Source organism: Tabrizicola sp. (genome assembly GCF_034366665.1).
GTDB lineage: Bacteria > Pseudomonadota > Alphaproteobacteria > Rhodobacterales > Rhodobacteraceae > Tabrizicola.
The window spans coordinates 1-12,592 of the sequence record NZ_JAXMMF010000119.1 but is presented as its reverse complement, the minus strand read 5'-3'; the positions used below and the strand labels follow the sequence as shown (position 1 = coordinate 12,592).

Here is a 12,592-nt window from a genome sequence, read left to right as displayed (position 1 = left end):
TCCGCCGAGGATTTGGGCAGGCCGGTCAGCCCTGCAGCAAGGCCCGAGCTGCGGCCCGGGCGGCCTCGGTGACGGTATCGCCCGCCAGCATCCGCGCGATTTCTTCGACACGCTCTTCGGCGCCAAGACCAGTGACCGTGGACAGCGTCTGCCCCTTAGCGACCCGCTTTTCCACCCGCCAGTGCCGCGCGCCAAAGGCCGCCACCTGCGGCGAGTGGGTCACCACCAGCACCTGCGCGCCCTGCGCCAGCGCCTTCAGCCGCCGCCCCACCGCATCCGCCGTCGCCCCGCCGACGCCCCGGTCGATCTCGTCGAAGATCAGCGTCAGGCCGGGGCTGTCGCCCGTCAGACAGACCTTCAGCGCCAGAAGGAACCGCGACAGCTCGCCACCCGAGGCGATCCGGTTCAGCGGCCCCGAGGGCGCGCCGGGGTTGGTCGCCACAGTGAAGGTCACGGCATCGACGCCCTCGGGCCCGGGCTCGCCCGCCGTCACCTCGGTCGCAAAGACTGCGCGCTCCATCTTCAAGGGGGCCAGTTCCGCCGCCATCGCCGCATCCAGCTTCTTCGCCGCCGCGACCCGAGCCTTGGTCACCCGCGCAGCCTCTGCGGCAAAAGCCGCCTCGGCGTCGGCCACGGCCTTGCCCAGCTTCGCCAGCCCCGCAGCCCCCCCGTCGATCGCCGCCACCCGCGCGCGCAGACCATCGGCGAATCCGCCCAGATCGTCCGCCAGCACCCCGTGCTTGCGTGCCAGCGCCCGGATCGCGAACAGACGCTCTTCGATCCGCTCCAGCTCGCCCGGATCGAAGTCAAGCGCCTCCAGCGCGCGTTCGACACCGTCCGATGCCTCGCCCAACTCGATCAGCGCGCGGTTCAACGCGTCCATCGGCGCATCGAGCCGCCCCTCGGCCTTTTCCGCCGCGCCGTCCATCCAGCGCAGCGCGTCACGCATCCGGCCCTCGGCGCCTTCGTCCGACAGGGCCATCAGCGCCTTGGCCACATCCTCGCGGATGCGCCCTGCCCCCTGCATCAGCCGACGCCGCGCATCCAGCGCCTCGTCCTCGCCCGGCAAGGGGTTCAGCTTGTCCAACTCGGCCACCGCGTGGCGCAGGAACTCTTCCTCGGCCGCCGCCCGGGCCAATGACCCTTCCGCCTCGGCCAGACGCGCCCGCGCCTCGCGCTGCGTCGCCCAAGCGGCCCGCAAGCCGCCCAGGTCCAGCCCCGCAAAGGCATCCAGCAAAGCCCGGTGCCCCCGAGGGTTCAGCAGTCCCCGGTCGTCATGTTGGCCATGCAGTTCCACCAGATGATCCGACAGGTCCCGCAAGACCTCGCCACTGACCCGACGGTCGTTGACGAAAGCCGTCTTCCGCCCGTCCGCCGCATTGACCCGGCGCAGGATCAGCTCGTCCTCCGCCTCGATCCCCGCTTCCGCAAGCACGGACCGCGCGGCGTGGCCGGGGGCCAGGTCGAAGACCGCCGTCACCTCGCCCTGCGCAGCCCCCTGGCGCACCAGTTCCGCCCGGCCCCGCCAGCCCAGCACGAAGCCAAGGGCATCCAGCAGGATCGACTTGCCCGCCCCCGTCTCGCCGGTCAGCACGTTGAGGCCCGGCTCAAGCTCCAGGCTTAGCCGGTCGATGATCAACACATCGCGGATATCCAGGCTACGCAGCATAGGGCGCACGCGTAGGGTGGGTGATGCCACCCACCATTCCTACAACCACTCGCCCTTTACCATCTGGCGGTAGATCGTGCGCAGCCAGCCTTCACCCTTGGCCTCGGGCGACAGGCCCTTGCCTTTCAGCAGGCGGAAGGTGTCGTCGTAGAAAGGCGAGGCCTGGTAGTTATATCCCAGGATCGCGCCTGCCGTCTGCGCCTCGTCCGTAAGACCCAGCGCCAGGTAGGCTTCGACCAGACGGTGCAGCGCTTCGGCGGTGTGGGTGGTGGTCTGGAAATCGGCGACGACGACGCGGAAACGGTTGATCGCTGCCGCATAATGCCCGCGCTTCAGGTAATAGCGCCCGACCTCCATCTCTTTCGCTGCCAGCTGGTCGAAGGCCAGATCGAACTTCAGAATCGCAGAGCGGGCATATTCGCTGTCGGGATAGGTCTCGATCACATCGCGCATGCCGGACAAGGCCTGGAAGGTGATGCCCTGGTCACGGCCCACGTCGTCGATCTGGTCGTAATAGGACAAAGCCATCAGATACAGCGCATAGGGTGCATCCTCGTCACCCGGATAGAAATCCAGGTACCGCTGCGCCGCATCGCGGGCTTCGGGGTATTCCTTGGCCTTGTGATGGGTGAAGGCCTGCATGATCAGCGCACGCTTGGCGAATTCCGTGTAGGGATACAGCCGCTCGACTTCCTGGAAGTAGATCAGCGCGTCCTTGGGCTTCTTGCCGGTCTCAAGCTCCAGCTCGCCCTTCTTGTAGATTTCCTCGGCGGTATAGCTGTCAAGCGCCCGCTCATTCGACGCAGAGCCGGCACAGCCAGCCAGCATGGACGCCAGAAGCGCCGCCTGAAGAAACCCTGCGCCGGGCTGTCTGCCTGACATGCTTTGCCTATCCAACCTGCAGCCCGGGCGGTTTGCCACACCCTCGGCTCGTCTCGTTGTGCCCGTCCTAGCACAGAAAAATCCGGGGCGCAAAACGCCTTTCGTGACTTTTCAGGGTCCTGTGATCTGGCCGCTGATCCTAGCCGCGCGCGGGAAGATCGCCGGCATGCACACCCACGCCCGGCAGCTTGCCCAGCGTCCGGGGTCCGCAATCGACGATTTCAAAGGCGGTGGGGTCGGCGAACAGCGCGCGCAGCAGCCGGTTCGTCAACGCATGGCCCGCCCGTTCCCCGACATAGCGCCCCAGAATCGGGCCACCGGCCAGGGCAAGGTCGCCCACCGCGTCCAGCATCTTGTGGCGCACGGGTTCATCGGCGTGGCGCAGGCCACCTGGCGACAGCACCTGGTCGCCATCAAAGACCACCGCGTTTTCCAACGAGCCGCCCAGAGCCAGCCCCTTGGCCCGCATCGCATCGACATCCGCCTGGCGGCAGAAGGTGCGGCTGTCCGACAGCTCACGCACGAAGGCCCCATTGGCCATGTTCAACTGCCGCGACTGCACGCCGATGGCCTGGTCGGCAAAGTCGATGCGGAAGGCGATCTCCAGCATCTCGGCCGGCTCCAGCCGCGCGACGGCATCCCCGTCGCGGACTTCGACCGACTTTAGCACACGCAAGGCGCGCACTGGCAGATCCTGCTCTTCCAGACCAGCCGCCAGGAACCCCTGGATGAAGGGAACGGCCGAGCCATCAAGGATCGGCACTTCCGGCCCGTCGATCTCGATCAGGGCGTTGTGAATGGCGAAACCGGCAAGAGCGGCCATGATATGTTCGATGGTGGACACCGACACGCCGTCGGCATTCTCGATCACCGTACATAGTCGCGAGGGCGTCACTGCGTCCCAGCGCGCCGGGACCAGCGCGTCCAGATCGGCCACGTCGGTCCGGCGGAACCAGACCCCGTGATCGGCTGGCGCCGGACGCACGATCATGCGCACGGGCGCACCGCCATGCAGGCCTACGCCGGTAAAGGCGGCTGGAGATTTCAGAGTGTTCTGCACGTCTCGCTCAACCTCATGTGGACCGGCTTCCACGCCCGTTCCGATTGCATGTTAGCTATTCGTTAGGGGTTTGAAGCTCAACTCACTCTTTGTGACGGTATGTGTCAGGTTTGAAACGTTACGCAATGCATTGAAACAAAAAGAAAAGGCCCGGTTTCCCGGACCTTTCCGACAGGTTGATACCGCATTCTTTTCAGTTCGCCTGGCGGCGCAGGAAGGCAGGGATCTCGATCCGGTCCTGGTCCGAGCCCATGTCGTGGTCGTCGTCATAGGCCGTCACCGGGGGCTGGGCGCGGGCCGCGGGTGCAGCCTGGTTGGCCTCCAGATGACCCGCCATCCGGTTGATCAGCGAGCCGATCCCGAAGCGCGGCTTGGCCCCTGCCGCAGCCGCCGAGGCGGGCACGGGGGCCGCAACCGGGGCCGGACGTGCAACCTTGGCCGATGCCGCAGCGCCCGGACGGCTGACCGCCGCCTGCAGCCGGGCCAGCGCCTCGGGCGAGGGTTGACCGGCAACGCGCGGACGGGGGGCGACAAACTCCGAGGCATCCGCCTCGATCGCGGCGGGGGTCGAACGCACCAGGGTCGGCTGGGCCGCGGGCTGCGGACGGTAGGCCGGAGGCGGCAGGTCGTCGGCGATCGAGAAGGCGTCGGCCTCCATGTCGGCCTTCGAAGCCGCCGCATCGAAGGCGGCATCGGCGAGGGATTCAACCTCGTCGTGGAAGGGCGCGCGATCTTCCATCACCGGGGCCGGAGCCGGGGTGTAGACCGGGGCTGCAGCGCGAGGGGCTTCACGTACAGGTTCCCGCGCGGCTTCGCGGTGAGTTTCCGAATTCAGCGTCAGCGGCGCGCCCATCGAACGCCGTGCGACCGGGGTATCGGCCTTGTTGGCGGCCGAAGCGTCGATGCCGGTCGCCACGACCGACACGCGGATGCGGCCTTCCATCGCGGTGTCCAGCGTCGAACCAACGATGATGTTCGCCTCGGGGTCCACCTTCTCGCGGATGATGTTGGCGGCTTCGTCCAGTTCGAACAGCGTCAGATCATGGCCGCCGGTGATGTTGATCAGCACACCCTTGGCGCCGTTCAGGCTGATTTCGTCCAGGAGCGGATTGGCAATCGCCTTCTCGGCAGCCTGCACGGCGCGGTCGTCGCCCTGGGCTTCGCCGGTGCCCATCATCGCCTTGCCCATTTCGTCCATCACGGCGCGGACGTCGGCGAAATCAAGGTTGATCAGGCCGGGCCGCACCATCAGGTCCGTGACGCCCTTGACGCCCTGGTACAGGACATCGTCGGCCATCGCGAAAGCTTCAGTGAAGGTCGTGCGCTCGTTGGCCAGCCGGAACAGGTTCTGGTTCGGGATGATGATCAGCGTATCGACGACCTTCTGCAGGGCTTCGATCCCCTCTTCGGCCTGGCGCATCCGCTTGCCGCCTTCGAACTGGAAGGGCTTCGTGACGACACCGACAGTCAGCACACCCAACTCACGCGCGGCCTGCGCGATGATTGGAGCGGCCCCGGTCCCGGTGCCGCCGCCCATACCCGCCGTGATGAAACACATGTGCGCCCCGGCCAGGTGGTCGACGATTTCTTCGATCGTCTCTTCCGCCGCAGCGGCACCCACCGTCGGCCGGGCCCCTGCCCCAAGACCTTCCGTCGCCTTGACACCCATCTGGATCCGCGCGCCTGCCCGGCTTTGCTGCAAGGCCTGCGCGTCGGTGTTGGCCACGACGAACTCGACGCCTTCCAGCATCTTGTCGATCATGTTGTTCACCGCGTTGCCGCCCGCGCCACCAACACCGAACACGGTGATGCGCGGCTTCAGCTCTTCACGCTCGGAAGTCATCGTCAAATTGAGTGCCATGGGTTCGCCTGTCCCTTTGTCCGCCGCCTGTTTACCGGTCCTTTCCGCATGATACCCCTGCCGAAGGCCGACTTATCCCCGATTCTATCCACAACGCCCGCAAAGGTCACGCAAAAACTCGTGCCAAACCACGAAATCTGGGGGTCAAACCCCCGTATTCAGCGGTATTTCGCCCTTCGCAGCCGGATATAGTGGTCACCAGTTATCCTTGAACCATTTGACGGCCCGCCGCAGCGAGCGTGCGGGGTAGCGTTCCGCCGGAATCTCGAAATCCCACCATTCGTCCTGCGGATGCGCCGCAAAGAGGCAGAGGCCCACCGCGCTGGCAAAAGCCGCGCCCGTCGCGGCCTGCGGCAACCCCTGCACCCGCAGCGGACGGCCAAGGCGCACGCGCTGCCCCAGGACCCGCGTCGCGATGCCGTCAAGCCCCGGGATCTGGCTGCCACCGCCGGTCAGCACGATCTGCTGGCTGGGCAGCGTATCAAACCCGGCTGCGTCCAGCGTGGCGCGGACTTCCTCCAGGATCTCTTCGACGCGCGGGCGCATGATGCCGATCAGTTCGGTCCGGCTGATCTGGCGGCGGTCCTTCTCCCAGTCGCCTGAATCCCCGCCGATGTCGATCATCTCGCGGTCGTCCATGCCGGTGGCATACAGCCCGCCGTGGCGCGTCTTGATCTTTTCAGCCGTCGCCAGCGGGATCTGCAAGCCCTTGGAGATGTCCGAGGTCACGTGATCCCCGCCCATCCGCACCGAATCCGCATAGATCATGTGCTTCTTCATGAAGATCGAGATGCCGGTGGCCCCGCCGCCCATGTCGATGCAGGCCGCGCCCAGTTCCTGCTCATCCTCGACCAGCGACGAAATCGCCGAGACATAGGCCGAGGACGCAATCCCCGCCAATTCCAGATCGCAGCGCTTGATGCAGTAAAGCAGGTTCTGCACCACGTCGCCGTCGACCGACAGAAGGTGCATGTCGCACGAAAGCCGGTTGCCGATCTGGCCGCGCGGGTCGCCAAGGCCCGAGCGGTGATCCAGCGCGAAGTTGACCGGCTGGGCGTGCAGCACCTCGCGCCCCGGGCCGATGTCGGGCACGTCGCAGGCGGCAAGGGCGCGGGCCACGTCCTGTTCGGTGACCACGCTGTCCTGCAATTCCCATTCGCCAACAAGGCCATAGCTGCGCGGTTCGGCGCCGGCAAAGCAGGCGATCACATGGTCGACGCGGACGTTGGCCATTTTCTGCGCGGCCTGCACGGCGGTGCGGATCGCGCGCTCGGTCTCGTTCATCACCGAGATCTCGCCAAAGCGCACGCCGCGCGACCGGGTGGTGGCCGCGCCGATCACGCGGAACTGGCTTTGCCCCGCCATCGGCCCGACGCCATCCTGTTCGCGCAGGTGATCCGGCCCGTCAAAGCGCAGGATCAGGCAGGCGATCTTTGAGGTGCCGACGTCCAGAATGGCGATCACGCCACGCTGCATGGCAGCCTTGCGCATGTTCCGCATCGCACGTTGGGAAGTATAGAGATCGGTCACAGTTCGTTCTCCACGGTGTCAATGCCCTGGGCCTGACGCATCTGGCCAAGGGCGTATGGGGTGAGACGCAGGACCGGGCGGTGGTCGATGCGCAGGTCGATGGCGGTCAGGTCGCGGTTCATGATGTCCTGCACATGGTCAAGTGCCAGCAGGCGTTCCAGTGCGCGGACGGAGTTCTTTTCGGGCAGCATGATGCGCTGGTCGCGGTCAAGCACGATATCCCAGCGCCGTTCGCCCATCCGCACCAAGCCGCGGACGCGCGGCTCCAACGGCCCGGCGGCGGCGATCAGGTCCAGCGCCTCGGGCGCGGCACTGTCGGCGCCGGTTCCGGCGATCAGCGGCAGATCGGGGCGGTCGGTGCGCGCCACAAGGCCCGCAACGCGGTGGCCGGTGTCATCTAGCAGCGTCAGCCCGTCTTCGGTGCGCCACACGGCCACGGGGACGCGCTCGGTGATCACCACCTGCAGCACGCCGCCCGACCGGACGCGCAGTTCGGCCTGCTTGACCGCATCCAGCGCCTCGATCCGTTCGCGGGCGCCATCAAGGTCGATGTCGAACGACGATTGCGGCAGGTCGATGCCAAGCCGCATCCGCACCGCTTCGGCCAGATCCTCCGACGCGCCCTCGATCCGGGCCAGCGACACGCGAAACTCTGGCCGCTCCTCGAACTGGTCGCGCAGGTCGGTGGCGGTCTGCACCACCGCCGCCCGGTTCGGCTCATGCGCAAAGAACAGCGCCACCGCGCCAAGCACGGCAAAGGTCGGCAGCCCGGTGCGGATCAGCATCCGCAGGTGCGGCGTCAGCATCACGCGCTGCAGACGGTAGGCCCAGCGGCTGGGGGCCGGGTCGCGCAGGGTGCGGCTTTGCCCGCGTTCGCGCCGCGCGCTCAACGGTTGCATGACGCGTCCCTCACCATCCAGGCGCAGAATTCCGGGAACCCGATGCCCCGCATCGCCGCCTGTTCGGGGGCAAGCGAGGTCGGCGTCATGCCGGGCTGGGTGTTGGTTTCCAAGAGGATCAGGCCATCCAGCCCCCGCCTCTCTTTCCAAAGCGCTTCGTCCCAGCGGAAATCGGTGCGGCTGACGCCACGGCAGCCCAGCGCGCGGTGGGCGCGCAGCGCGTAGTCAAGGCAGGCGGCCTCGATCTCGGCGGGGATGTTCGCGGGGCAGTCATGGCGGCTGCCGCCGGGTTTGTATTTGGCATCATAGTCATACCAGCCGTCGGTGATGATGTCGGTCACGCCAAGCGCGCGGTCGCCCATCACCGTGGTCGTCAGCTCGCGCCCCGGCGCGTAGGTTTCGACCATCACGGTGTCGGGCATCGTCGCGGCCAGACGCGGCGCGTTCGATCCGGGATGCACGATATAGACCCCGACCGACGAGCCTTCGTTGTTCGGCTTGACCACATAGGGCGGCGGCAGCACATGCCCGGCCTCCACCGCGTCGCGGGTGGCCAGCACGCCGGTCACGGTCGGCAGACCGGCGACGGCATAGACTTCCTTGGATTTCGCCTTGTCCATCGCCAGCGCCGAGGCCAGCACCCCGGAATGGGTGTAAGGCAGGCCCAGCCATTCCAGCATGCCCTGCACGCAGCCATCCTCGCCCCAGCGGCCATGCAGCGCGTTGAAACAGACATCGGGCCTGATCGCAGACAGGCGTGCGGGAAGATCGCGGTCGCAATCGACCTCGACCACCTCATACCCTGCCTCCCTGAGGGCCTTGGCACATTCATGCCCAGAGACAAGTGACACGTCCCGCTCTGCGGAAGGCCCACCCATCAACACCGCCACTCTGGAGGGCATCCCGCTCGATGCACCCGCCATTTACTGCCTCATCCGGACCTTTGGTGGCCCGTGATATTTGTTATTTGTGCGAGTATTCTCCGACCCGCATGATTTCCCACTCTAACGTGATACCGCTCTGTTGGAAAACCCTTTTTCGCACATCCTCCCCCAGATTTTCCAGATCGGCGGCGGTGGCCCCCCCGATGTTGATCAGAAAGTTGGAATGCTTGGGCGACATCTGCGCCCCGCCAAGGGTCGCACCGCGCAAACCGGCGTCGTCGATCACCTTCCAGGCCTTCAGCTCGTGGCTGTCATCGGCCCGCCCGGTGGAGGAGAACCCGGCCGGATTGCGGAAGGTCGACCCGGCGCTGCGCTCCCTGGTCGGCTGGCTCGCGTCGCGGCGGGCGATCTGGTCGGCCATCCGCGCCTCCAGCGCCGCCGGGTCGCCTGCATTGGCGCGGAAGGTGGCGGCGACGATCACCGCGCCCTCGGGCAGCGTGGACTGGCGGTAGGCAAGGTGCAGGTCGGCGGCGGGCAGGTCGACGATCTGCCCGCTGCGCAGGATCACGCGGGCGGAAATCAGGTGATCGGCCACATAAGACCCGTAGCAGCCCGCATTCATCCGCACCGCGCCGCCGATGGAGCCGGGAATGGTGCGCAGGAACGTCAGGTCCAGCCCCGCCTCCGCCGCCCGTTTCGCCACATGCGCGTCAAGCGCGGCAGCGCCGCCGGTGACCGTAGCGCCATCAACCGTGATCCCGTTGAAGCCCCGGCCAAGCCGGATCACCACGGCGCGGATGCCACCGTCGCGCACGATCAGGTTCGACCCCACACCCATCGGAAACACCGGCACTGCGGGGTCGAGCGCGGTGAGGAAGGCCGCAAGATCAGCCTCGTCCGCCGGTTGGAACAGCCAGTCGGCAGGGCCGCCGACGCGCAGCCACGTCAGATCGGCAAGCGGGCGGTCGGGCGTCAGGGCGCCGCGAGGGGTGGGCATGTCGGTCATGCGGGCCTTGGTAGCGGTGGGGTCGCCTTCAGGCAAGGGGTTGGGGTCAGCGCGCGGCAGACTTGCGGCGCCAGCGGTAAAGCCCGATGCCGAGGGCGGCGCCAAGCAAGATGGGCGATGCGACGATCGCGCACAGCGCCACGAACCCCAGCCCTTGGTCAAGGGTCGCGTCGACCCGTTCCCAGACAATCAGGACGAACCCGGCCAGGGCGACCAGCGGCAGGGCGATTGCCCAGCCCTGCCCCAGCCGCGTTGCCACATACCAGCACACCAGCGCCACCACCCCGGCCACAAAGACCGCCGCCACCACCGCCATCGGGATCAGGCTTCCCTCCATCATCCCTCGCGCGACCCAACCTTGGAGCGCACCCAGCGCCAGAAGAACACCAGGGGCCAGCGCAGGATCGACGCCCCCGCCGCCAGCACCGCGATGCCGATGATCGGCCCGTGTTCATAGGTGACCCAGCCCAGGAGCGGGATGCCAAGCGCAATCAGCACATAGGCCGCGCGCCAGTGATGATCGCGCGACGGGAACATCGCGATCAGGTTCGCCAGCACCAACCAGACAAGGCACAGGGCCAGCGGCAGCATCATTTGCGCAACTCCGGCGGCAGTTCGGCAGGGCGGCCAAGCGCGCGGCGCGCGAAGTAAAGCAGCGGGTTGCGGAACATCGACAGGATCGCAAACAGACCCAGCGCCAGCCACATCCAGCCATGCGCGTAGGCAATCCACGCCAGCAAGACCGGGGCGGCAATCAAGAGCGCCATGCCCGGCAGCATCTGACGCTGCATCGGCAGCATCGCCACGATGGCGGCGGCGATGATCCAGACGCAGCCCAGGATGAGGGGTGTGCTCATGCCGCCTGCCCGATCAGCTTGGCAGGCAGGTTGTTGGCCCAGCCCGAGATCGTGCCCGCACCAAGGCACACCACCATGTCGCCGGGCCGCGCCTGTTCGCGCACCAGGCGCACAAGATCGGCCTCGTCGATCAGCGCGCGGGCATGGCGGTGGCCGTGGGCGATCAGGCCCGCGACCAGATCATCGCGGCTGGCACCGGGAATGGGGTCTTCGCCGGCGGCATAGACATCGGCGATGGCCACGACATCCGCCTCGTTGAAGCAGGTGCAGAAATCGTCGAACAGGCTGGCGAGGCGCGTATAGCGGTGCGGCTGGTGGACCGCGATGATCCGCCCCTTGGTGGCCTGCCGCGCCGCTTTCAGCACGGCGGCAATCTCGACCGGGTGATGGCCGTAATCGTCGATGATGGTGACACCGTTGACTTCACCCACGCGGGTGAAGCGGCGGTTGACCCCGGCGAAACTGGCCAGCGCCTCGCGGATTTCGTCACGTTTCATGCCAAGGTGGCGGGCCACGGCCACGGCAGCCAGCGCGTTCGACACGTTGTGATCGCCGGGCATCGGCAGGGTGCAGCCTTCGATCACGGTGTTTTCGGCCTGCAACGCCACATCGAAATGCGCCACGCCGTTGACGTAGGTCAGGTTCTGCGCCCGCACATCGGCCTGCGCGTTGAAACCGAAGGTCACGATCCGGCGGTCGGTGACGCGGCCGACCAGCGCCTGCACCTCGGGGTGGTCGGTGCAGCACACCGCCAGCCCGTAGAACGGGATGTTCGACACGAAATCGAGGAACCCCTTCCGCAGCGCGTCGAAGGTGTGCCAGTGCTCCATGTGTTCAGGGTCGATGTTGGTCACGATGGCGATGGTCGCGGGCAGGCGGTTGAACGACCCGTCGCTCTCGTCGGCCTCGACCACCATCCACTCCCCCGCCCCGGCGCGGGCGTTCGAGCCGTAGGCATGGATCACGCCGCCGTTGATCACCGTCGGATCGAACCCGCCCTTGTCCAGCAGGGTCGCCACCATCGTCGTGGTCGTGGTCTTGCCATGCGTGCCTGCAATGGCGATGTTCGACCGCAACCGCATCAGTTCGGCCAGCATCTCGGCCCGGCGCACGACGGGCAGCTTGCGGCGGCGCGCCTCTTCCAGTTCCGGGTTGCCCTTCTTGATCGCGGACGAGATCACCACCACCGCGGCGTCACCGATGTTGGCGGCGGCCTGACCTTCGAAGAAGGTCGCGCCCAGCTTCACCAGACGGTCGGTGATCCTTGACGCTTTCGCGTCCGATCCCTGCACCCGGTAGCCAAGGTTCATCAACACTTCGGCAATGCCCGACATGCCGATGCCGCCGATCCCGACGAAGTGGATGGGGCCAAGTTCCATCGGCAGTTTGGTTGCGGCGTTCATGTCATGCCTCCTTCACGAGGTCTTGGACGAGGGCTGCAAGGCGCTCTGTCGCATCGGGGCGGCCTTGCGCAAGGGCGGCGCGGGCCATCTGTTCGGCAACCGTGGGCTGGCCGAGGATTGCGGCCATGTGGCCGCAGAGGCTTTCCGCGTCAAGCACCTTCTCGGGGATCAGGATGGCTGCCCCCGCGTCAACCAGCCCGCGCGCGTTGGCGGTCTGATGGTCGCCGGTGGCCGCCGCATAGGGGATCAGGATCGACGGGCGCCCGATGATCGAGATGTCGGCCACCGACGACGCACCCGAGCGCGAGATGACCAGTTGCGCCTCCGACAGGCGGCGCGGAATGTCGGTGAAGAAGGGCTGCACCTCGGCCATGATGCCCGCCGCGTCATAGGCGGCGGTGACGCGGTCGGCATCCTCGGCCCGCGCCTGATGCGCCACGCGCAGGTTGCGGCGGATCGCGGCGGGCAAGGCGGCAATGGCGGCTGGCACCACATCCGACAGGATGCGCGCGCCCTGACTGCCACCGATGACGACAAGGCT

The 12,592-nt window shown here is 67.0% G+C and carries 13 protein-coding genes; all 13 read right to left on the bottom strand.

Going from position 1 to position 12,592, the window contains the following annotated elements; genetic code table 11:
- Positions 1–25 precede the first annotated feature (25 nt).
- Positions 26–1,669 (bottom strand): DNA repair protein RecN, encoded by a 1,644-nt coding sequence (gene recN, locus U1E69_RS16835; RefSeq protein ID WP_322245573.1) that lies wholly within the window; start codon positions 1,667–1,669, stop codon positions 26–28.
- 39 nt (positions 1,670–1,708) lie between these two features.
- On the bottom strand, positions 1,709–2,551 hold the full coding sequence (locus U1E69_RS16830; RefSeq protein ID WP_322245572.1) for an outer membrane protein assembly factor BamD: 843 nt from the start codon (positions 2,549–2,551) through the stop codon (positions 1,709–1,711).
- A 139-nt stretch (positions 2,552–2,690) separates the two neighbouring features.
- Positions 2,691–3,611: a UDP-3-O-acyl-N-acetylglucosamine deacetylase gene (gene lpxC, locus U1E69_RS16825; protein ID WP_322245571.1), complete on the bottom strand. Its 921-nt coding sequence runs from the start codon at positions 3,609–3,611 to the stop codon at positions 2,691–2,693.
- A 193-nt stretch (positions 3,612–3,804) separates the two neighbouring features.
- The gene (ftsZ, locus tag U1E69_RS16820) at positions 3,805–5,472 is read right to left on the bottom strand and encodes a cell division protein FtsZ (protein WP_322245570.1); all 1,668 of its coding nucleotides are present in this window, start codon (positions 5,470–5,472) and stop codon (positions 3,805–3,807) included.
- A gap of 195 nt (positions 5,473–5,667) precedes the next feature.
- The gene (gene ftsA / locus U1E69_RS16815) at positions 5,668–7,002 is read right to left on the bottom strand and encodes a cell division protein FtsA (RefSeq protein WP_322245569.1); all 1,335 of its coding nucleotides are present in this window, start codon (positions 7,000–7,002) and stop codon (positions 5,668–5,670) included.
- Positions 6,999–7,901: a cell division protein FtsQ/DivIB gene (locus tag U1E69_RS16810; protein WP_305569414.1), complete on the bottom strand. Its 903-nt coding sequence runs from the start codon at positions 7,899–7,901 to the stop codon at positions 6,999–7,001. Before U1E69_RS16810 ends, ftsA begins: the two co-directional genes overlap by 4 nt.
- Positions 7,889–8,824: a D-alanine--D-alanine ligase gene (locus tag U1E69_RS16805; RefSeq protein WP_305569413.1), complete on the bottom strand. Its 936-nt coding sequence runs from the start codon at positions 8,822–8,824 to the stop codon at positions 7,889–7,891. Before U1E69_RS16805 ends, U1E69_RS16810 begins: the two co-directional genes overlap by 13 nt.
- Before the next feature lie 40 nt (positions 8,825–8,864).
- Complete coding sequence (gene murB / locus U1E69_RS16800) at positions 8,865–9,791, bottom strand: UDP-N-acetylmuramate dehydrogenase (protein ID WP_305569411.1); 927 nt, start codon at positions 9,789–9,791, stop codon at positions 8,865–8,867.
- Between the two features lie 46 nt (positions 9,792–9,837).
- Positions 9,838–10,131 carry a hypothetical protein gene (locus tag U1E69_RS16795; RefSeq protein WP_322245568.1) on the bottom strand — a complete coding sequence of 98 codons (294 nt, stop codon included), beginning with the start codon at positions 10,129–10,131 and terminating at the stop codon, positions 9,838–9,840.
- Positions 10,128–10,385, bottom strand: a complete 258-nt coding sequence (locus U1E69_RS16790) for a DUF2484 family protein (RefSeq protein ID WP_305569407.1) — start codon at positions 10,383–10,385, stop codon at positions 10,128–10,130. Before U1E69_RS16790 ends, U1E69_RS16795 begins: the two co-directional genes overlap by 4 nt.
- On the bottom strand, positions 10,382–10,648 hold the full coding sequence (locus U1E69_RS16785; RefSeq protein WP_305569405.1) for a DUF2484 family protein: 267 nt from the start codon (positions 10,646–10,648) through the stop codon (positions 10,382–10,384). Before U1E69_RS16785 ends, U1E69_RS16790 begins: the two co-directional genes overlap by 4 nt.
- On the bottom strand, positions 10,645–12,051 hold the full coding sequence (gene murC, locus U1E69_RS16780) for a UDP-N-acetylmuramate--L-alanine ligase (RefSeq protein WP_305569403.1): 1,407 nt from the start codon (positions 12,049–12,051) through the stop codon (positions 10,645–10,647). Before murC ends, U1E69_RS16785 begins: the two co-directional genes overlap by 4 nt.
- A gap of 1 nt (position 12,052) precedes the next feature.
- Positions 12,053–12,592, bottom strand: a 540-nt coding sequence (locus tag U1E69_RS16775; RefSeq protein WP_322245567.1) for a UDP-N-acetylglucosamine--N-acetylmuramyl-(pentapeptide) pyrophosphoryl-undecaprenol N-acetylglucosamine transferase, incomplete at its 5' end; no start/stop codon positions are given.

Excerpts from the sequence above, each read along its gene's own strand:
- recN (WP_322245573.1), bottom strand. The coding sequence starts at position 1,669 with ATGCTGCGTAGCCTGGATATCCGCGATGTGTTGATCATCGACCGGCTA.
- U1E69_RS16830 (WP_322245572.1), bottom strand. The coding sequence starts at position 2,551 with ATGTCAGGCAGACAGCCCGGCGCAGGGTTTCTTCAGGCGGCGCTTCTG.
- ftsZ (WP_322245570.1), bottom strand. The coding sequence starts at position 5,472 with ATGGCACTCAATTTGACGATGACTTCCGAGCGTGAAGAGCTGAAGCCG.
- U1E69_RS16810 (WP_305569414.1), bottom strand. The coding sequence starts at position 7,901 with ATGCAACCGTTGAGCGCGCGGCGCGAACGCGGGCAAAGCCGCACCCTG.
- U1E69_RS16805 (WP_305569413.1), bottom strand. The coding sequence starts at position 8,824 with ATGGCGGGTGCATCGAGCGGGATGCCCTCCAGAGTGGCGGTGTTGATG.
- murB (WP_305569411.1), bottom strand. The coding sequence starts at position 9,791 with ATGACCGACATGCCCACCCCTCGCGGCGCCCTGACGCCCGACCGCCCG.
- U1E69_RS16795 (WP_322245568.1), bottom strand. The coding sequence starts at position 10,131 with ATGATGGAGGGAAGCCTGATCCCGATGGCGGTGGTGGCGGCGGTCTTT.
- U1E69_RS16790 (WP_305569407.1), bottom strand. The coding sequence starts at position 10,385 with ATGATGCTGCCGCTGGCCCTGTGCCTTGTCTGGTTGGTGCTGGCGAAC.
- U1E69_RS16785 (WP_305569405.1), bottom strand. The coding sequence starts at position 10,648 with ATGAGCACACCCCTCATCCTGGGCTGCGTCTGGATCATCGCCGCCGCC.
- murC (WP_305569403.1), bottom strand. The coding sequence starts at position 12,051 with ATGAACGCCGCAACCAAACTGCCGATGGAACTTGGCCCCATCCACTTC.